19 protein-coding genes are annotated in these 20,892 nt (G+C 49.3%); 13 read left to right on the top strand and 6 right to left on the bottom strand.

Going from position 1 to position 20,892, the window contains the following annotated elements; genetic code table 11:
* Positions 1 to 135: 135 nt before the first annotated feature.
* On the bottom strand, positions 136 to 396 hold the full coding sequence (locus tag LCM29_RS08505; protein WP_224862008.1) for a hypothetical protein: 261 nt from the start codon (positions 394 to 396) through the stop codon (positions 136 to 138).
* A gap of 104 nt (positions 397 to 500) precedes the next feature.
* Between LCM29_RS08505 and LCM29_RS08500 the strand changes: the two genes are divergently transcribed.
* Positions 501 to 1,742, top strand: coding sequence for a UDP-glucose dehydrogenase family protein (locus LCM29_RS08500; protein ID WP_224862006.1), 1,242 nt, complete (start codon positions 501 to 503; stop codon positions 1,740 to 1,742).
* A gap of 99 nt (positions 1,743 to 1,841) precedes the next feature.
* Positions 1,842 to 2,570, top strand: a complete 729-nt coding sequence (locus tag LCM29_RS08495; protein WP_224862004.1) for a DUF3784 domain-containing protein — start codon at positions 1,842 to 1,844, stop codon at positions 2,568 to 2,570.
* Positions 2,571 to 2,582: 12 nt separating this feature from the next.
* On the opposite strand, the gene LCM29_RS08490 is transcribed toward LCM29_RS08495, so the two are convergent.
* On the bottom strand, positions 2,583 to 5,279 hold the full coding sequence (locus LCM29_RS08490; RefSeq protein WP_224862002.1) for an EAL domain-containing protein: 2,697 nt from the start codon (positions 5,277 to 5,279) through the stop codon (positions 2,583 to 2,585).
* 112 nt (positions 5,280 to 5,391) lie between these two features.
* Complete coding sequence (locus LCM29_RS08485) at positions 5,392 to 7,194, bottom strand: C40 family peptidase (RefSeq protein WP_224862000.1); 1,803 nt, start codon at positions 7,192 to 7,194, stop codon at positions 5,392 to 5,394.
* A gap of 287 nt (positions 7,195 to 7,481) precedes the next feature.
* On the opposite strand from LCM29_RS08485, the gene LCM29_RS08480 reads away from it, so the two are divergent.
* Positions 7,482 to 9,329, top strand: a complete 1,848-nt coding sequence (locus tag LCM29_RS08480; RefSeq protein WP_224861997.1) for a GGDEF and EAL domain-containing protein — start codon at positions 7,482 to 7,484, stop codon at positions 9,327 to 9,329.
* 14 nt (positions 9,330 to 9,343) lie between these two features.
* Here the strand turns inward: LCM29_RS08480 and LCM29_RS08475 are convergent, their stop codons facing one another.
* On the bottom strand, positions 9,344 to 10,714 hold the full coding sequence (locus LCM29_RS08475; RefSeq protein WP_318247821.1) for a HAMP domain-containing sensor histidine kinase: 1,371 nt from the start codon (positions 10,712 to 10,714) through the stop codon (positions 9,344 to 9,346).
* 12 nt (positions 10,715 to 10,726) lie between these two features.
* Positions 10,727 to 11,413: a response regulator transcription factor gene (locus LCM29_RS08470; RefSeq protein WP_214784321.1), complete on the bottom strand. Its 687-nt coding sequence runs from the start codon at positions 11,411 to 11,413 to the stop codon at positions 10,727 to 10,729.
* A gap of 106 nt (positions 11,414 to 11,519) precedes the next feature.
* On the opposite strand from LCM29_RS08470, the gene LCM29_RS08465 reads away from it, so the two are divergent.
* From LCM29_RS08465 to LCM29_RS08455, 3 genes are read left to right on the top strand one after another with little or no spacing between them, the layout of a single operon-like run.
* On the top strand, positions 11,520 to 12,281 hold the full coding sequence (locus tag LCM29_RS08465; protein ID WP_224861993.1) for an ABC transporter ATP-binding protein: 762 nt from the start codon (positions 11,520 to 11,522) through the stop codon (positions 12,279 to 12,281).
* Positions 12,268 to 14,100: an ABC transporter permease gene (locus LCM29_RS08460; RefSeq protein ID WP_224861991.1), complete on the top strand. Its 1,833-nt coding sequence runs from the start codon at positions 12,268 to 12,270 to the stop codon at positions 14,098 to 14,100. The genes LCM29_RS08465 and LCM29_RS08460 overlap by 14 nt, the downstream gene beginning before the upstream one ends.
* A gap of 13 nt (positions 14,101 to 14,113) precedes the next feature.
* A complete protein-coding gene (locus LCM29_RS08455) occupies positions 14,114 to 14,458 on the top strand; it encodes a YxeA family protein (RefSeq protein ID WP_224861989.1) in 345 nt (114 codons plus the stop codon).
* A 48-nt stretch (positions 14,459 to 14,506) separates the two neighbouring features.
* Here LCM29_RS08455 and LCM29_RS08450 read toward each other — a convergent pair whose 3' ends face one another.
* Positions 14,507 to 14,950, bottom strand: a complete 444-nt coding sequence (locus tag LCM29_RS08450; RefSeq protein WP_214694131.1) for a MerR family transcriptional regulator — start codon at positions 14,948 to 14,950, stop codon at positions 14,507 to 14,509.
* Between the two features lie 317 nt (positions 14,951 to 15,267).
* On the opposite strand from LCM29_RS08450, the gene LCM29_RS08445 reads away from it, so the two are divergent.
* The 7 genes from LCM29_RS08445 (at position 15,268) to LCM29_RS08415 (ending at position 20,888) form a co-directional block, all read left to right on the top strand.
* Positions 15,268 to 15,477: a hypothetical protein gene (locus LCM29_RS08445; protein ID WP_214744297.1), complete on the top strand. Its 210-nt coding sequence runs from the start codon at positions 15,268 to 15,270 to the stop codon at positions 15,475 to 15,477.
* 68 nt (positions 15,478 to 15,545) lie between these two features.
* Positions 15,546 to 15,686, top strand: coding sequence for a YvrJ family protein (locus tag LCM29_RS08440; protein WP_214694127.1), 141 nt, complete (start codon positions 15,546 to 15,548; stop codon positions 15,684 to 15,686).
* A 26-nt stretch (positions 15,687 to 15,712) separates the two neighbouring features.
* The gene (locus LCM29_RS08435) at positions 15,713 to 15,925 is read left to right on the top strand and encodes a hypothetical protein (protein WP_074036277.1); all 213 of its coding nucleotides are present in this window, start codon (positions 15,713 to 15,715) and stop codon (positions 15,923 to 15,925) included.
* A gap of 26 nt (positions 15,926 to 15,951) precedes the next feature.
* Positions 15,952 to 16,164 carry a DUF2922 family protein gene (locus tag LCM29_RS08430; protein WP_074036279.1) on the top strand — a complete coding sequence of 71 codons (213 nt, stop codon included), beginning with the start codon at positions 15,952 to 15,954 and terminating at the stop codon, positions 16,162 to 16,164.
* A gap of 124 nt (positions 16,165 to 16,288) precedes the next feature.
* On the top strand, positions 16,289 to 18,133 hold the full coding sequence (locus LCM29_RS08425; protein ID WP_224861987.1) for a methyl-accepting chemotaxis protein: 1,845 nt from the start codon (positions 16,289 to 16,291) through the stop codon (positions 18,131 to 18,133).
* Between the two features lie 181 nt (positions 18,134 to 18,314).
* Entirely contained in the window at positions 18,315 to 20,021 is a 1,707-nt protein-coding gene (locus LCM29_RS08420; RefSeq protein ID WP_224861985.1) for a methyl-accepting chemotaxis protein, read from the top strand.
* Between the two features lie 117 nt (positions 20,022 to 20,138).
* Positions 20,139 to 20,888 (top strand): SDR family NAD(P)-dependent oxidoreductase, encoded by a 750-nt coding sequence (locus LCM29_RS08415; protein WP_074036282.1) that lies wholly within the window; start codon positions 20,139 to 20,141, stop codon positions 20,886 to 20,888.
* The last annotated feature ends 4 nt before the right edge of the window (positions 20,889 to 20,892 follow it).

The following is a 20,892-nucleotide window of genomic DNA, read 5'->3' as shown; positions in this document are numbered from 1 at the left end:
ACAGAATGTAATTCGTTCAAGTAGACGATGTTCGTTGAAGAAACAGAAGGCGTTTGCATGTGGTCTCAAGCATTGGAAGCAGGAAATTCAGAAGCTTTCTCGAATAGGACAAAAAGAAAAAGCGCCCGACCGAGGTCAAACACTTTTCTTCATTTGCTGTTTTCGGTCGCGTTGTACTTTCCAAATCACTGACACAATGACAATTAGAATTGGAGCGAATACCCATGGTCGAGCTTCTAAGATTGAAACGAGCTCAAAGATGGAGAGCCAACCACTCACCATGATCAAGACAAGTAAAAAGGTTTTCAGTCCCCCCCGGACTGGAAGCCAAAAATAAATCAATAACGTCACCAAAAAGAAAGCGATTAAGCCCATACGGTTTGTCCTTTCACCCATCATTTTGACTCATTATAGCAAAGAACATCGAGAGAGTGTTAGAAGCTTCACTTCTTGGGCGTATTTGAGTACGCTTAGAAAAGATGATTGAAGGAGGAACTGATGTGAAATTTGGAATTATAGGCTTAGGATATGTTGGATTGGCGACACTATGCGGATTGGCCAAAGCTGGTCATGAAGTCATCGGGGTCGAGACGCACCAAGGGAAGTTAGGTCTCCTGAAGAGTGGTCACCCTCCATTCCACGAACCGGGCATGGCGGACGTGTTACAAGAGCACGCCGATCAAATCACGTTGACCGACGAAATCGCGGATGCGGATCATGTCGACTATTTGGTTCTCGCGGTCGGCACACCGAGTAAGCCCGATGGAAGTTGTGACCTCTTTTATATCGAGACAGCTCTATCTGAATTGAAGACGAATCACAAGGTCATCATTCGTAGTTCGGTCCCGCCTGGCACGACAGATTTGTTGAAAATCATGTATCCTTCTCATACGTTTGCGATCGTACCCGAGTTTCTACAGGAAGGGCGCGCCCTCGCGGATGTCATGAAACCACATCGTGTCGTCATCGGATGTGAGGACCTTGAGGTTTGCGAAGAGTTGGCAGGGATTTATGGTCGACTTGGCGTCCCGCTCATCTGTACGACACCGATTAATGCCGAGCTCATCAAATACGCCTCGAACGCCTTTTTGGCGACAAAGATCAGCTTCATGAACGACTTGTCTCGTCTAGCCGATGAGGCAGGGGCGGACATCACGACGATTGCGGACGGGATGGGTCTCGACCCACGGATCGGGCGTTCGTTCCTCAACGCTGGAATTGGATATGGGGGCTCTTGTTTCCCGAAAGATATGGATGCGCTTCTTCATGTCGCAAAAGAAAATGACGTCAATCTTCGCGTCATCAAGGCGGCAGCGAAAGTGAACGAAACACAAGCGCCATACGTATTGTCGAAACTTCATCTAGAACCTAAGATGCGTGTCGCCATTCTCGGCTTGGCATTCAAACCAGGAACGGATGATATGCGAGATGCACCGTCCATTCTACTCGCACACCATATGGTCGCACGAGACGTGGAAGTCATTGGCTATGACCCAATCGCAACATGGGAATATCCACAAGCAGTGTCTGTAGAAGAAGCCTTGAAAGATGCAGATTATGCGATTCTCGTCACGGAATGGGAAGAGCTTGTGAACTTGGCACCGGAAGCCTTCTCCGGCATGCGTCAACGTCGGTTGATTGATGCGCGGAATGCGTGGAAGTTCGCGCGTGACCCGGGTGACGTCGCGTACGAAGGCATCGGCCGAATGCAACGTCCGTTCAACACCCCGACATCAAACTAAATCTTCTGAGGGACCGCTTCATTCAGCGGTCCTGTTTTTGTGTGGGATGAATCTTTTGTGTGACTCATGACGTAAAGGAAAGAAGAGGAGGTGAGGCACATGTGGATTCTTGTATTGGCGGCGGTCATCGTCATCGCACTCGGTTTTGCGGTAGACCGTCTCGGATGGCACGATTTGATTTCTGGCTACAATACGATGTCGAGAGAGAAGAAGGAACGGGTGAACATTCAAAAAGTGGCACGTCTTGTCGCGTGGATGTGTTACGGGATTGGTGCTATCTTTCTCCTCATCGCGCTCATCGAAGGATTTGAATTGGACATTTCACTCGCTCCATTTTTTATCGTGATGATCGTCTTCATCGTAGCCATGCTTTGGCGTATGCAAAAGTATGACGGCAACATCTATGACGAATCAGGGCGTTTGAGACCGGGCGGTAAAAAGCGTCTCATCCCGATTGTCATCGTCTCCGTCGTCTTACTCGTCGGAGTGCCGGCGCTCATGTTTTGGTTCAGTCAACCGACCGAGGTGACGGTGACAGACTCAACGATTGTCATTGAGGGGAGCTATAGCCGTGAGATCCCATTCGATGAACTCGAAGATGTGACGTGGACGACGTTACCCGAAATTGCGCGACGGACGAGCGGGGCGGAATCGGGATCACGTCTGACGGGACATTTTCGGACGAAAGCAGGGGAGGACGTTCTTCTCTTTATCGACCGTGATGTCGAGCCGGTCATTCGACTCGATTGGTCGGAAGAAACGATTTATTTGAATCAGTCCTCGGCAGAAGCGACGAGGCAATTATATGAGGACATTCGTTCTCGCTGAAGAAAGGGACACTCAATTCGAGTGTCCCTTCGTCTTGACCCATGATTCAAATGAAGCCGCATCGAGTGCGGGTGAGAAGTAGTAACCTTGCCCGAGCTCGACCCCTTCCCGAATCATACGGGACAAGTCGCTCTCGGTCTCGATGCCTTCCGCGAGAGCGGTCAACTGCTGTTCGTTCGCAAAGCGTGAGACGGCACGTAAGAATGACGTGCTCTCTTTCGCTTTCCCACTCACATACATCCGGTCGATTTTCACTTCTTGAATCGGTAAGTGCCAAATCGCTTCGAATGAGGCATATCCAGTCCCAAAGTCATCAATCGAGAGACAATACCCGAGATCGGCGATATCTTCTAACCGTTCAAGTTCGCTCGCATACGACATGATATCCGATGACTCGGTCAATTCGATTTTCAATCGGTCCGGTAACCATGGATATTTCTCAATCGAATCCCGAAGTTTCGTCACGATTGATGGGTCGACGGAGTGGGCCGACAAGTTGAACGAGAGAGAGATGTCTTCAAACGAAGTTCCTTGCCAAGCGACGAGTTGTTCAATCGTCTGGTCGAGGATGTTGTGTGACAGCCACAGGATTTGATCAGACCGCTCGGCAATTCGGATGAATTCGTTCGGTGGAATGATGCCCATCTCAGGATGTGTCCAACGGGCGAGTACTTCTGCACCGACGACGCGTCCGGTTTTCAGCTCGACTTGCGGCTGATAGGCGATTGTCAAGTCACCTTTTCGAATCGCATCCGGAAGTGCCTGTTCGATTAAGGCGGCGAGCTGCATCTGAGCTAGAATGTCTGAGTCATACCAAACGAGTGGCGTACGTGTTTCTTTCGCATGTTGCAAAGCTTTCATCGCCTCGAACAAGCAATCGTTATACGCCGGTTTCGTCTCGGTCGCGCCGATTTGAATGTGTACGTTTTGTCGCTTGTGATTGACCGTCACTTCGCTCGGGAACAATTCCAGCAGTTCATGTTCATCCTCGGCAGTGAAACCTTTCACGTATAACATGAACATATCATCCCGATATCGACCGAAGAGATGGTGCGCATATTTCGATAGACGGGTTTCGACAGCGCGAGCGAACTCCGTCATGAGTAGGTCCGCATACGCCGGATCGTACCAGTCGACGAGATGGTGATAGTCATGCAGTCGGATCAGCAAGAACGTCCCATCAATCTCTTGTCGCTCCCATTTTCTGATGAAGCCATATTCGTTATAGAGATTGGTCGCCAAATCGAAACGGACGAGTCGGTCGACTTTTCGCTCCCGTTCGACCCGGTCGGTCTCATCTTCGACAATCAAATAGTACGTCAGTTTTTCTTCCCGTTTGAGCGGGGTGAGCTTGATGTTCAAATAGCGTGTGTGTTCACCTTTTAAATGAATGATGAACTGTGCGCTCGTGCCTTGGTCGGTCACGCCTTCAAGTGCTTGCTCGAACATGCGCCGTCCCGTATCAGTGAACAGCTGATTGATTTCGTATAAGTTTCGGTCCCCAAAAAATTGACGGAACATCTCGTTGCGTTCCATCAGGTTATATGAGTCGTCCATCAAGGCGATAGCGAGACCCGTCTCGGAGAAGAGCGATGACCAACGTTCGTGATAGCGGACGAGTTCTTGTGAGCGATTTTCGAGTTCATGGACGGTCGAATGAACGCTCACCGCGATTTCACGTAATTCGTCCTCGATGCTACGGAAGTCATGTGTTTTCGGGAATGTCGCTTCGACCGGTTCTAAGCTTGGGTCGATGGCGAGCGCACGTGCTTTCAGATGCGCCAAATCATGATTATACCGTTTACGCGTATAGTAGAGCAGGAAAAGCAGTCCGAGCGATAAGAGGAGCGTTGCGACAAAGGATGTCGTGGCAAGGACCTGATAATGCTTACTTTCTTCTCGCAACATCGTCTCGGACGTGGAGCGAATCGAGCGAAGGGCAGCGTAGGCATCTTCGTAGACGTTCGTCGAATTGACGTAACGAGCTTCAAGCGATGCTTCACGACTTGCCATATTCGCAAACGATTGACCACTTTCCGCGACATCGATGACGGCTTTCATTTGTAACGCTTCGTTCTGATCAATAATTTTTTGGATGATGATTGCTTCATTGACAATCAAGTCAACGGTACTCATCAATTGTTCCTCTTCAATCGGTTCTTGGAGCAACGTATCGTTACTGCGCATGAGCATCGACTGCATTCGCATCATCGCATCCGTCAGCTCATACGTGGCGTTCGGTTGATTGGTCTGTTCGAGCGCTTGATAGAGCCAACGCCGATTGATGGAACTGATGACATCAGACGGGACCGCTTCGAACTGTTCTGCATCGAGAACGCCTTCTAAGTCATTCGAAAATGTCTGAAGCGTCTCTCGTTCTTGTTCGTCTACACCTGATTCAAAGTCTTTTTGCAGTCGTTCATTGTATTGAAGCGCGCGCTCTTTATAAGGGATAGAAAGAAATGATGTCGTTTGATTCGATTGATCCTCATAGCGAGTCGCCGCCTCGAACAAGGTGACATACGCTTCGACACCAGCGAGGTTTGCCGCCTGATTCAAGTTCGTGATCGTCTCGTCGATCTCTTCTTGTTTTTCATGCCAGTAATAACTCGTCCCGAGTCCGAACATCAAGACACCGATGAGACAAGCGATTGCTAGTACTAGGGTGTAGGTACGGTATGGAATTTTAGCAAAGCGGGGTTGGCCCATCCGGCACCTCCTTTTTTCCTTCATCATACTTCCGATTTCGTTTCATCGGATGAAAATCCTGCAAAACAAAAGAAAAACCCGACTTTCGTCGGGTTTTATAGCGTGACCAAAGTCACGGTCGTTTGTAACCAATCAAGCGTGATTGCCAATACGGTTCTTGAATTTTATTGTAGCCAAGTCCAGAAGAACCGGAATGAATGAATGTGTTTGCATCAATCATAATACCCATATGAGATGGGCCTGCTGTATATGTGTTTTCGAAGAAAACGAGGTCACCCGCTTTTGGTGTAAAGGATTCACTTAACTGTTGACCGAAATAAGATCCAGTCCAATAATTATATACGTTCGTTCTCGGAATAGAGACGCCAGCTTGATTAAATACATAATAAATAAGTCCGGAACAATCAAATCCTCCATTTGATGGACTAGATGAAGCCCATACATAAGGAGAACCGATATATTTTTGAGCAATCGCAATCGTTGCGAGTCGCGTTGCTTGAGGGCTTTGTCCATTAATTTGAGTAACGGCTGACTTTAGAATGTATCCGGATGTCGTGCGATAGTGCGTCGATGTTTCACCAACTACATTTAAAAGTTCTCCTCTTACAGTGGAACCGACAACTTGACTAGATTCATTTGCCTGTGACCGAATGACCGTTGGACGGTATGTGTAGAAGGAATGTTGATCATATGACCCTTCCACCCAAGATGGAGATTCTGTTGAACCTTTTGGAACCGATTTGACATAAGCGGAAGAGACAAACCCGGTCGTATTCCCATAATAAATTTGATGCCATCCGTTCGAGGTCTGAACGACGCGTAAGGTCTGACCAGCTTTTACACTTCCGATTATGGACGAGTTTGTCGTGGCACTTGCACGAACATTTAGCGATGGGGTATTCACGATATAATCAACACTCGTGTTGCCTGCTCCGGCATCGCCATCATTTGGAGCAATCGGTTCACTAGGAGTTGTTGATGTCTGTTTCAAATAACTGGCACTGACATAACCAGACTTTCCGTTGTACGTGACATAGTACCAGTTCCCCGATTTTTTCGAAGCTTTGACAGTCGTACCGTTCGGAATTGTCGCGACGAGCGCATAGCCAATCCCGGCCCCTTGACGCATATTCAAGTTTGCTGTTGTGACGAACTGTTGATTAAGCGTGTTTTCAGTTGGTGTACTCGGCGTACTTGGTATGGCAGGTGTCGAAGGCGTCGCTGGTCCTGTTGTTGTTAAATATGTATGAGCGACATATCCTGTGCGTGTTCCATACTTGACTTGCGACCAAGAACCTTCACGCTTTAAAATCGTGACTGTTTTTCCTTTTGGGATGGTCGTTAGTATACTCGCGTTTGTTGAATTTGAAGCACGAAGGTTCAAATTGACTGTTGTCTTAGCGGTCGAAGAACTAGGTGTCACGCTAGGCGGTGTAGTCGGTACGGGCGTTGTTGAGGTAGAAGTTTTTTTCAAATACCCGTTGTGCACCCAACCCGTTTGACCACCGTAGCTCACTTTTGTCCACGTGCCGTTCGTTTGGATTGTCGTGACGATTTTTCCTTTTGGGATCGTCAATAAAATTCGATGGGACGTCCCGGCGCCCGAACGTAAATTCAGTGCATCGGTTGTCGTCATTTTCGTTGTGCTCGACGTTGTTAACGATGAACCAGCTGTTGAACTAGACGAGCCTTCAGACAATTTGAGAGTTTGTCCTACTCGAATCACATCTGAGTTCAGACCGTTCAATGATTTCAGCGCTGATACGGAAAGATTGTAGGAACGGCTGATGGACCACAATGAGTCACCGGATCGCACTGTGTGTGTGCTTGCGGCAGAAGCCTCATCTGCATGGGCAAGAAAACTAACTGCTGCAATTGCTGCGAATGAATAGGCGAGACCAGATTTTTGATTCATGAAGCCACTTCCTTTCTCGGACAACTTATGGTGATGGTTTACAGGCATATCAATACATTTCCATTCCATTGTACTTGTTATGCAATTTAAGTCGCAATGATATTGATGATCTTTTCAAAAGGTCTATTATCAAAAAAGGTCAATATTTTGAATGAGATCTTGTATACATCTTTTCTTTGTATGAGATGGGGGTAACCATTGACTTTCTGTTGAATTTTGGAAAACGTGAGGTCGAAGGTTTCATGCTATTATTAATGTCAAATCAAATGTGGTGAGGTAGAAGACTGATGGTCGAGAAGAACTTTTCAAACCAAACATATCGTAAACATCAAGAGAAACTGTTCGAGCTCGTACGCATGCCAATCGTGACGGAAGACACGGTACAAGAGGCAACGCGATATATGTGTGAGATTGTCGCCGACATGTTAGCGGTCGATACGGTGTCGATTTGGCATTTTGATTCATCCTATCGGTCGATTTCATGCCAAGTCGCCTATTCTCATGAATCAGGTACGCATTATCCAAAGTTAACCATTCATCGTAACCTCGCTCCAGATTATTTTGATGCACTTCAAAAAGATCGGGTGCTTGCGATTGAAGATGTTCGGAATCATCCTTGGGTGAAGGAACTATACACCGATTATTTCGTGGAAGGACAGCGTATCTACTCGATGCTCGATGCGCCGATTTATGCGAATAATCGCGTCAAAGGTGTCATCTGTTGTGAGTCATTCTTCCCACGAGAATGGACCTATCTCGAGGAATTAATCATTAGTACACTGACAGACTTTATTTCGATTCTCTACTTCCGGCTTGATCGACAGGCGGTCGAGACACACATTCGTCGTCTTGCCTATATAGATGAATTGACGGGGCTTTTAAAAGATACGGGTTTCATCGAGAAAATGGACGAGGAACGCCAGCTTCAACCTCAACAACTTGGCGCTTTAGTCTATTTGAAAGTCGACGATTTTCGGTCGATCGAAGATGCGATTGGAATCGAAAAATCAGATGAGATTGTCCGAGAAGTGGCCAATCGCCTGCGTCGTTATGTCGACGAATCGAATCTAAGTCGCATGTCGCAGTCAGGATTTGCGATTTGGTTGCCGTACGGGGATCGAATCAAATTGAATGCTGTCGCGGATGAATTGTGTGAAGTTCTCGTACGCGACCCGTTCCATGTCGATGAGTTAGAAGTCATCTTGACAATGAGCGCGTTTATCGCCGTCGAACAAAAGGACATCACGACGCTCGAGCTGGTTCACCGAACACGTATCGCTGCGAGTGAACGAGCGTTTCAACGGGCTGCGATTGTCTTCTATGAAGAAGAGATGGGGACGAAAGCGGCGAACCGATTGATTTTGGAGATGAATTTACGAAGTGGGCTCGCCGGGAATGAGTTCATGCTGTATTATCAACCGAAAATCGATGCGACGACCGGAGTGCTCAGAGGGTTCGAAGGTTTGATGCGCTGGAATCATCCAGAGCGCGGTCTCGTCCCTCCGCTCGACTTCATCCCGCTCGCCGAGTCGACGGGGGTCATCATTGACTTAGAAGAATGGGCATTCGTTACGGCCTGTCGCCAGCTCAAACGGTGGCATGACCGGGGAGACAGGTATTCACTTGCCCTCAACTTATCAGCACGTCACTTCTTGTCTGAAGGAGTCGTCGAGAAGTTCGCCCAAATTGCCCGTGAAGAGGGTGTCTGTACGAGCTATTTGACCCTCGAAATCACCGAGAGTGTCGGCATGGAAAACCAACAGCATGTCATCGACCGATTTGTTGCGTTCCGAGAAGAAGGGTTTTCGATTTCAATCGATGACTTCGGGACCGGATTCTCGGCGTTCGTCTACTTGAAGCACTATCCAATTCACGAGATCAAAATCGATCGTCAATTCATCCAAGTGACGGAGAACGATCCGACCGGAAACGTCATCGTCGAGTCGATCGTCGACCTCGCGCGAGGACTGAACTTGAAGACCGTCTGTGAAGGGATCGAGACGATTGAACAGTGGCATGCGTTACGCGAGCTCGGCTGTGATGAGATGCAAGGATATTACTTCTCTAAACCGTTACCGCTCGAGGAACTCGAGACATGGATTGATCACTATGCGACACAACAAAGGGACGCCTGAGTGCGTCCCTTTTGCTATGCTCTGAAGAAAATTCGGATGGTCGTACCTTGTCCTTGACGACTTTCGACCTCGACCTTCCCACCGTGTGCTTCGATGATATCACGCGAAATGGCCATCCCGAGACCGCTCCCACGGGCGTCATCCGTGTTCGTACCACGGTAATAGCGTTCGAATATATAAGGCAATTCGGCTTCGGCAATCCCGCTTCCGTCATCCTGGATTGTTACGACATCATCAAGGACCTGAACCGTCACGATGACCGATTCGTCGTTATGAAGAAGGGCGTTATATAGGAAGTTGAGCAGGGCACGTTTCATAAAGTGGCGGTCAATCGAAACGGTCGCTGCCGTGGTCGCTTCGAATTCAATCTGACGCTCACTGAAACGGGGGTCGTTCAACACATCGATGACGAGTTCGCGAACGAATGGCTCGAGGCGCGTCTCTTCTAACGCGAGCGGGAAGTCGCCGTGTTGCAGACGCATCGTCAAGTTGAAGTCATCGAGCAATTCTTTCATATATTTCGCCTGGCGTTCAATCACGTGGACGTATTGGCTGCGCTCAGTTACATCTAGCGATTCGTCATCCAACAGTTCGGCGTATCCTTGAATCGAGGCGAGTGGAGTCTTCAAATCATGCGACACGTTACTCATCCATTCTTTCCGTCGTTCATCGAGTTCCTCGCGCTGTCGTTCGTATGTCGTCAGTGTCTCAGAGACCGCATTCAAGTCGTGGAAGACAGGACGATAAATGCCGACACGCTTCGGTTCGGATGTCGAGAAATCCCGACGTTTCAGCTGTTGGATGCGTTCGGTCAGTCGATAGACGGGGCGGGTCAATCTAGAGCTAAACAAAAGACCAATCAAGGCAGCCACAAGTAGATCGACAACGAGAATCCAAAGGAACGCCTTTGCGATATAGGAGAGGACCGCTTGTTCATCTAACATAAAGAGTGCCCGGCGTTCGCTGGCGTCCGGGACACCGATGAGGTAGCTATAATCTTCAAACTCTCCGATGAAGTAGAGACGAAGCTCATCATCCATGTATTTATAAATTTGAATCAGCTCGATCGGTGAATAGGCGTCTGGCAATCCACTCGGTGCGTCAATCTCACTGACGACTCGTCCCGTCTCATCTAAAAAGCGGATGAACGCCCCATACTGCTCGAGCGCCTCCTGACCTTCAGTTGAGACGACGGGTTCTCCGTCCTCGAGTGACAGGTACGTGCTGAAGTTGCGGGTGAACGTCTCCCCTGAGTTGCTTTCGACATCATCGATACCCGTTCGGTCGTTGAGTAGCACAAATAAGATGACGATGTTCAGAAAGACGACGATGGCGACAATCAATACAATCGACAGTAAATAGCGACCGGTCAGCTTCCATTTCATCATGATCGCTCCTTACACCGTCAACCGATAGCCGAGACCTTTGACCGTCTTGATGTAGGTCGGGGCAGACGGGTTCGGCTCGATTTTTTCACGCAATCGCCGTATGTGGACCATGACCGTGTTATCCGAACCGAAAAACGATTCGCCCCATACTTGTGTGAACAGTGTCTCCTTGCTGAGAATTCGATTCGGGTTTCGTAAAAAGCAGGCGAGGAGACCGACTTCTTTCGCCGTCAATTCCAATCGTTCGCCGTTCATATAAACTTCCGTCTCATCTTCATTCATAAGGAACGGTCCGACGGTCGTCTCTTCCATCGGTGCTTCCATCATCGACAGCCGTCTTAACTGTGCTTTTACGCGGAAGGCCACTTCTTTCGGACTGAACGGCTTCGTGATGTAATCGTCACCCCCGATGGCGAGGCCGAGCAGTTTATCGACTTCTTCCGATTTAGCGGATAAGAAGAGGATGGGGATGTTCGAGTGTGCCCGAATCTGTTGGCATAGTTGATAACCTTCCCCGTCCGGTAACATGACGTCCAAAATCGCCAAATGCGGATGGAACGTCTCGAAGACGTCATACCCGTCCTTCAATGTGTGGGCGGTCCGGATTTGCGTGATTCCTTCCTTTTCGAGCGCCCGTTGCATCAACGTACATAAATCCTGTTCATCATCCACGATGAGAATCCGTGGTTGTTCCATCGTTATCACCTCTTATCAAGCATATCACGTAAGGATTTTGTAAGGTACGCGTGAGTTGAAGTTAAGACAGGGGGCGTAATGTAAGAGTCAGAAAGAGGTGCTGAACATGGAAACATTATTACAAGTGAAATCGATTCAAAAGACATATGGAAAAGGAAGTACGACGTTCCGGGCGCTCGATGACGTCTCGTTCACCATCGAACACGGTGAATTCGTCGGAATCATGGGACCATCCGGGGCAGGGAAGTCGACGTTACTGAACGTCCTCGCGACAATCGATACGCCGACGTCAGGTGAGATTCTCGTGGAAGGGGAGGATATCGCGTCGATGAACGAGGAGGCGCTTGCCGATTTCCGGCGCGACCATCTCGGCTTTATCTTCCAGGACTATAATCTGCTCGACTCGTTGACGGTACGGGAAAACATGTTGCTGCCGCTCGCCGTCTCGAAGACGCCCGTTCACGAGACACGAGAGAAAGTCGAACGGTTGGCGAAGCGTTTCGGACTTGAAGGGATCCTCGACCAATATCCGTATCAAATCTCAGGAGGACAAAAACAACGGACGGCCGTCTGTCGTGCCTTGATCTCGGACCCGAAACTCATCTTCGCCGATGAACCGACCGGCGCGCTCGACTCGAAGTCAGCGACGGATTTGTTGGATACACTCGCACGGTTGAACGAGGCCGAGACGACCATCATGATGGTGACGCATGACGCCTTCGCAGCAAGTTTCTGCCGCCGTGTCCTCTACATCCAGGATGGGCGTTTGAATAAGGAACTGATTCGTGGAAATGCCTCACGGGATGCGTTCTACCAAACGATCCTCGAGGAATTGGCGAAAGGCGGTGCCATCGATGACGCTATTTGAGCTTGCGAAGAAGAACGTCGCACGTAATTTGTCGCGATACGCGCTTTACGTCGGGACGACGATCTTCTCCATCGTCATTTACTTCACGTTTGCGACGCTCAAACATAGCCATGAGATCAGTGCACTCGCGGAGACGTCGAAGAAAATCAGTGGACTGATGAGCACGTCGACATTCATCCTCATGTTGTTCGTCGCGCTCTTCATCGCCTATTCGAACGCCTTTTTCTTGAGAGGGCGTAAGCGGGAGGTCGGGCTCTATTCACTACTTGGAGTCCGAAAGAAACAAATCGGGTTGTTGCTCTTGTTTGAAAATATCGTCATCGGAGCGGTGTCCTTAATTGTCGGAATTCTTCTCGGACTCTTTGGGTCGAACGCGCTTCTCCAACTGTTGATGCGTCTCATGAAGAGCGACCTCGACATCGGATTCGCCTTCTCGGCGTCGGCACTCGTGGAGACGTTCCTCGTGTTTCTTGCCATTTTCCTCTTTACTTCGTTTCAAGGGTATCGGGTCATCTATCGCTTCAAGTTGATCGAGCTGTTTCATGCGGATAAGAGCGGTGAAGGTGTGCCGACGGCGAGAGGATGGGTCGCTTTGATGGGTGTCTTCACACTCGGCGTTGCTTATTGGCTCGCGCTTCAAGACTTGATGACGTCCTCGCTTTGGAGAACGCTCGGTCTCGCCATGCCGCTGCTCATCATCGGATTGAGCGTCATCGGTTCGGCGCTCTTATTCCATAGCGTGTTGATCTTTGCCCTGACGTGGCTGAAACAGAATGAGCGCTGGTCGTGGAAACGACTCAACTTGTTGACGACGTCACAACTTCTCTATCGCATCCGTGGCAATGCCAAGACGCTCACGTTGATCAGTATCATCAGTGCGACGGCCATCACGGCCGGTGGTGCCATCTTCAGTGTCTACTATTACGCGGAAGAGAATGTGGCATCCTATACACCGTACACGTACGCCTGGAAAGGGGAGGCGGTCGATGTGAAAGGGGCGACGTTCGAATCAAACGTGGAACAAAAGACGATCCGAATGGAAGCACAATACGGAGAACGAGAGCTTGGCGTCATCGATGCGTCGACATATCGTCACCTTCTCGAAGGTCTCGGACAGGAAGAGCCTGCATCGTTTCCGGAGGACGAGGTGTTGTGGGTTGACCCGTTCTATGACGAGCGTTACTCGGAGGGGATCGAATCGGTCGAACTTTCAGCAGGGACGTTTGACGTCGCGACACGCGCCGAAACCTCACCACTCAACGTCATGACGTTCGGTGGTACGTTCCTCGTCGTCTCAGACGATGTGTTTCAAGCGATGACGGAGCCGAGCGAGACGTATCACGTCGCCCTCACGGAGTCGTTCAAAGATCAACAAGTTCAATCTGAACGTTTGGCGAATCTCGGGCTCGAATCGTTCTCGAGCGCACCGGACGTATACGCGGAAACGATGGCGATGAACGGGGCCCTCCTCTTCGTCGGAACGTTCCTCGGACTCGTCTTCCTCGTTGCGACAGGCAGCGTCATCTACTTCAAGACGATGACGGAAGCTGAGGATGACCGGGCGAAGTACGCCATCTTGCAAAAAATCGGGATATCCGAACGGGACGTGCGACGCACGGTGCGTCAACAGATCATCGTCGTCTTCCTCGCACCGTTCGCACTCGGGATTTTGCATGCGACGGTCGCCCTCATTGCCTTTTCAAACTTGTTAAGTATGAATTTCACGGTGCCTGTTCTCGCATGGATGGGTGTCTATACGGCCATTTATGCGGTCTATTACGGGATCACGGTTCGTCGGTTCATGACGGCCATTCGATAAGGAGAGAAGAAAGATGAAGAAATGGATTGGAATGGGAGTAGTTGCCATCCTACTCCTCGCGGGTTTATTGCAAGTGGATTGGAATCGATTTGGAAAAGACACCTTGTTTGTGGAAGTTCAAACACCGAGTGATGTGGAAGAGACGACACTTGAAAATGGGGATGTGATGAAACGATACGTGTACACGCAACCCGCGTATACGTCAGAAGGGGAGTCGAAAGAAGTCACGTTTACCGCAGGAAAAGAACTTCGAGAAGGCGCGTATTTGCGCTTATACGTTAAGGACGGGGATACCGTTACGTCGTATGATGAAGTCTTACGCGAGGACGTACCAAATCCGGTCATTCGAAATCAGTAACAAAAAAGCCATTCGTCATGAGCATCATGGCGGATGGCTTTTGCCTGCTCAGACGACAGGCGCTTCATAGGCGTTCAGTTCGAGTTGTAATATGTACGTCAATTCATGATGCGCCAATTCCGAGAAGTTTGTCTTTTTGACATGTGTCCGTGGACGCAATCCGCATTCTAATGCGATGTCGACAATGGTACGAATCTGATTTTCCGTATAGAATCGTTTCCGGCCAAATGTGAACGGGGTAGCTGGCAATACGCCATCTGTCTCCCATTTGATCAACTGTTGTTGGCTGCGCGGGATGCCGGCCACACTAAAGGCACGGCTCAATTCTTTGAGCGGATAGACAATCAAATGTTGCTCTTTATACGAGATTGGTTTTCCTTGTTCCGGTCGGTATGTATCCCATTCGGTCGCTGAAAACGTCAGGTCGGCCTGGTCGAAGTCGTGTTGAGCGGAAGGAATAGAAGTAGTACGTGCGAGGTCTAAGCTGTTCATATGATGGATCTCCTTCTTCAAGACTGACTGGTCATTTCAAAATGTCTTCTTACGTATCGTACCCCATTTACAAGATTTTAACTTACAGTTTTTTCAAAGTGGGGAAATGATTCATGGGACTTTTGGCGTAATTTTGAACGATGTCTGTCGAACATTAAGATACCCTAATTGGTATCAAAACTCAAGCTTAGCAGTAAAAATCTGAAAAATGAATAAAAATTCAGACAATATGGGACTTTTGTCTTGAAATCAACTTGAAAATAGATTGAGCACATTCATCTCGTGAACGGTTAATAAGGGCGAAGGAGGTGAGACAGATGGCAACTTACGAAGAAGTGGCGACGATGTTTTATTTGGACACTCGTCGACTCGTGGATGGGAAAGAGAAGAAGCAGCTCGTTCGCTACGGACCGCTCGGCGGTCAAATGGATGAGACGTTGATGCGGCAGTTCGGAGATTTACTGACGGCACTCATCGATGTCGAATCCGTCAATTACGTCGTCGCTAAAGAATCGATCGTGTATTAACACGGAGGACTTATGCAGAACCTCACTCGTACCGGCACTGGCATTCGGCATGATGAGCAGGTGGTCACATGAGTTGGCCCGAACTCATCTCGAATCTCGGGTTCCCGATCGTCGTTTCGCTCTATTTACTTCATCGAATCGAGACGAAACTCGATCGGATGATCCAGCTCCTCGAGCGCATGGATGATTCGACCTTATCAGAAACCTAATCCCCCATTGAAAGGAGCCATCCCCTATGGCTGTCTTAACAGAAAAGAAAGCGACACTCGTCTTGACGACGCATCACGACATTGAAACGGCAAAACCAACGAAAAAAGCACAACGGTTCGGTCCAGTCCGTGCCGACCTCACAGCCGATACGGTCAACGCGTTCGGTCGTCTCTTGATCGACTTGGTGATTCAAGAAGACGCAGACCTCGGCATCATCCGCGAATACGATTTAGTCTAACCCATACCCTAAGGAGGACATAACCCATGACTGACACAAAACTTGAAATTTCATTTTTAGACGCATTCCATAAGGTCGTTCGTTTCCGTCTCAACAACGTGAAGCAACCCGTCGACTCACAAAAAATCGAAGCATTGGCGGACTTTATGGTCGCCAACGATCCACTCGCGAAAAACGTGATGGAATGGACGGAAATCAAAATGATTGAAGGCACACAGACGGTATTGAGTGCGAAATAATCTAGCGGCTGGCGACTCTTGCAATTGGAGTCGCCTTTTTTAAGTTTGGTCAATCCCCTTCACTATTTTCAGAAAATTGTCGATAGTATAGGAAACACTGCATGATTGAGAGGGGAATACATAGATGGCATGGAAATCAATCTGGTCTAAGACACTCAGTCGGATCAAACGAAAACCGACATGGACGTGGAAACCGACGCTCAAACGAAAACGTGGAGAGAAGCGTGAACGCACGACATCTTTCGGGGCGAACGTCGGCAAGAACTTGACGATTCGTCAAAAATTGTGGGGACTCGTCATCATCTCACTCGTCATGGTCATTGGCGTCGGTGGGTATGCACTATTTTCGATGAACGACGCGAACCGTCAAGCGGACGATATCGTCAACAACTGGAACAAAGGGCTCGATTACGCCCATGAACTGAACACGCTCGCAGCGAACTATCGCACGCTCGAACTCGACCATATCGTGACAGAGGATGCGACGCAAAAAGAAGAATTGATGACGCAAATGAAAGAGATTCGGGATGAAATCAATACGATTGCGCCGAAGTATGAAGAAAGAGCCGTGAATGCAGAGGACAAAGAACTCTTCCATAACTTCTCACGTCAATGGGAGATGTATCAACGTGTCTCAGACAACATGTTGACATTCAGTACGACTGGGAACACGGGCATGGCACGATCATATTATGATGCCCAGTCGCAAGCGACGTATGATAACTTCACTCAAAAACTGAGTGATCTGGTCGCATACAACTCAGAAGGATCGCAACGTGTCGGGCAGAACATGGAGCGCGAGTTTATGCAGTCACTCATGGCCCTCGTCGCCGTGACGGTCGGAGCCGTGGTCATTCTATTATTCCTCGGACTCAGCTTGTTACGCTCGATTATCCGACCGATGCAGACGCTACAGACTCGCTTCGATGAGCTCGCAACACAAGGTGGCGATTTGACGATGACAATCCCGGTGACGTCGAACGATGAGATTGCCCAAGTCAGTCGCTCGTTCAACACGTTCCTCGGGACACTCCGCGAAATTATGATCGATGTCGATGAGACGGCGAAAGTCGTCCTGTCATCTTCAAAAGACGTATCTGCTGAAGTGACGCGACTCAGTCACTATATGGAAGAAACATCTGGAACGGTCGAAGAATTGACGGCTGGGATGGAAGAGACGGCAGCATCTTCGCAAGAGATGAGTGCTTCGACGACCGAGATGGGTAGCTCGATCGATTCCATCGTCGACTTATCCAACGATAGTGCCGAAACGGCGACACGTGTCGAGACACGTGCTCACGAAATGCGTGAACAGGCTGTCGTCTCGAAGACGGAGGCTGTAACGATTATCGAGAAGAAGCAGGTTGAACTCGCGGAAGCAATCAAGGGAGCACAGTCTGTCGAAGAGATTCGCGTCTTGACGGCGGCCATTCTCGCCATCGCCGACCAGACGAACTTGCTCGCATTGAACGCATCGATTGAAGCAGCACGAGCGGGAGAGGCGGGGCGCGGATTCGCGGTCGTCGCTTCTGAAATCCGTAAACTTGCGGAAAACTCACGTCAGACGGTGAACGAGATTCGTGACGTATCGAACACGGTCATCGATTCGGTCGAGCGCCTCAACACGAGTTCGGCTGACATGCTGACGTTCTTGAACACAAAAGTCATGGCCGACTACGATCGACTTGAAGATGCCGCAACGCAATACGAACAAGATGCGACAGTATTCGGAGAGACAGCGAAGACGTTCGAAGGCAATGCGCTTCAACTCCGACATATGACGGACAACATTCTCGGCGTCATTCAAGAAGTGGCGACGACCGTGACAGAAGGCGCGGACGGAACGCAGTCGATCTCAGAGAAAGTTCAACTTTCGGTCGAACGTTTCAATGACGTCCAGGCGAAGATGAGTGAGACGGAAAAACGTGCGAGCGAACTATCGAATCGTGTCGCTCAATTTAAACTATAAGCAGTAATCAGAACCAGGCATACGTCTGGTTCTTTTTTTGCTGCCTTTTCGAAAGATAGGTCAATGCATTTATGAATTTCAAATTGTTGGTACAAATTAGGCTGTGATGTCCGATATAGAAAAAGGCAGTACATATACAGAGAGAAAAAGAGGTGGAAGAGGAGAAGACTCCTCGTAAGTCGTGAAAACAGTATTCAACAAATGGACGTTGTCCAAAAAAATTATGGCGAGCATCGGATTGCTCCTCATCTTGACGTTCGTCGGGATGGGATACAACCTTTGGACGCTTGAACGCATGACGAGTCAGTATGAGCAGATGATCTCAAACGATGTCATGAAAATGAAAGCGGCGGATGAATTGGCGCTCGGAATGGTACGCCAAGCATATGGGGTCCGTGGCTATGTCTTGGTTCAGGATGATGAACGCAAACAACAAATCATCCAAGGTGGAGAAGAAAAGAAAGCGGCAATCGAATCATTGATTGAACTGGCAGACAATGAAGCGGAACGAAACGAGTTTGACGCATTGCTGGAATATGCGACCGAATACGATGCGCTCGCGACACAAGCAATCACCGCCATCGATGAGAATGACCAAGAGGCAATCGACCGCTTGACGCTCCGTCTCATGCCGGACGTCACGAAGTCGATCTCATCGACAGGGGAGGCACTTCAAGCCGAAACGGAGAAAGACATGTTGGCGATGCAAACCAAACTCCAACAGGCGGGCGAGCGTGCTTTCTTGTATTCGATTGTCATCGCCATCGTGAGTGTTTTGTTGATGGTGGGGGCAGGATACGCCATCAGTCGAATGGTGACGGCTCCTTTACGCTTTTTAGCGAAAGAAGTGGCTGTGGTCGCGGAAGGTGATTTGACACGTGACGACCTCGAAGCACTCACACAAGATGAAATCGGACAGTTGATGACCGGCTTCAACCGCATGAAGGGGAACTTACGCGAATTGATTGACCGTGTCACACAAAACGCACAAGAAATCACAGCACAATCTGAAGAGCTCTATGCGAGCACTGAAGAGATGGCGTCACAGACGGAAGAGACGACTCGCCTCATCGACCGGGTCGTGGAAGAAACGGTCGCCCAGGCGAAAGAAGCGAGTGATTCAGCGCGGTCCGTGGCAGCTGCGGACGAAGGCATCGGTCAAATCGCCGGTTCAATCGGTTCGATTGATGATGATGTGTCACAAAGTTTGAAACTCGCTGAAGAAGGCGGGGCAACGATGACGCAGGCGAAAGACGAAGTGCGTGCGCTTGAGCGGGAGACACGTCTCACCGGGGAATCGATTTCGGCATTGAAACAACAGTCGGATGAGATCGCCCTCATCACAGAAGTCATCCAATCGATCACCGATCAGACGAACTTGTTGGCGCTGAACGCGGCCATCGAAGCGGCACGTGCCGGCGAACAAGGAAAAGGATTCGCGGTCGTCGCAGAAGAAGTGCGTAAACTCGCGGAGCAGTCGAAACAATCGGCGACACAAATCGCTGGGCTGATCGAGTCGATTCAGGCGCAATCGAATGCCGTCCTCGACCAACACGTCGTCAGTGCGAAGCGTGTCGAAACGAATTCAAAGTTACTTGAACAAGCGACACGTGCGTTCGAACAGATTGTCCGTCAACTCGAGACGTCGGTCGATAACACGTCGCACATCCGCATCGCGTCAAACGAGATTGCGAAGACGACGAAGCAAGTCGCGACATCTTCTCTTCACATGTCACAAGACAGTGAAGCGATGGCTGAAACGATGCGTTCGGTCGGAGAAACTTCTGACGCACAACTTGCGATGATTCAAGAATTGAACGGCGTCGCCGAGTCACTCGGAAATATGACGAGCGACTTACAGACGTTGATTGGAAAGTTCACGACATGATGTGAGGAAAATCCTGTCTCTTCGGAGTCAGGATTTTTTCATTCACATCGAGACGATTCATGAAGCAAAAAGTAGGGAATTGAGAACAGGGTAAACGAAAAAAAGGGAGTGGATCACATGAAATATACCGTCATTACAGGAGCAAGTTCAGGAATTGGCTATGAGACAGCGAAGCTGCTCGCTGAAAAAGGGAAGTCACTTGTCCTCGTCGCGAGACGAAAAGATGAGCTCGAATCGCTGCGAGACGAAATCAAGTCGATCTCGTCAGAAAGTGACGTCATCATCAAATCGACAGACCTTTCATACAGCGAGAACGTATATGGTCTATATGAATCACTCGCCGACCTTGATATCGAGACGTGGATCAACAATGCTGGGTTCGGAGACGCAGACCTCATCAAAGATGTCGATTTAGGCAAGATTGAGAATATGATTCGCCTGAACATTGAGGCGCTCACGGTCTTATCGAGCCTGTACGTCCGTGACTACCACGATGTTGAGGGGGCGCAACTGTTGAACGTGTCTTCCGTCGGTGGGTATCGGATCGTGCCAAACTCGGTCACGTATTGTGCGACGAAGTTTTACGTGAGTGCGTATACGGAAGGTCTCGCACAAGAATTGATGAATAGCGGTGCGAAGCTTCGGGCGAAAGTGCTTGCACCGGCTGCAACTGAGACGAGCTTTGCCGATCGGGCACGCGATACGGAAGGATTCGACTATAGTGAGAACGTGGCGAAATATCATACGGCACGCGAAATGGCTGAGTTCTTGTATGACCTTCTCGAAGGGGATGAAGTCGTCGGGATTGTCGACCCAGAGGACTACTCGTTCAGTTTACGCGGACCGATTAAACCGTACGCCGGATAACCTA

Source organism: Exiguobacterium aestuarii (assembly GCF_020171655.1).
Classification (GTDB): Bacteria; Bacillota; Bacilli; order Exiguobacteriales; family Exiguobacteriaceae; genus Exiguobacterium; species Exiguobacterium aestuarii_A.
This window is presented reverse-complemented; position numbering and strand designations above follow the sequence as displayed.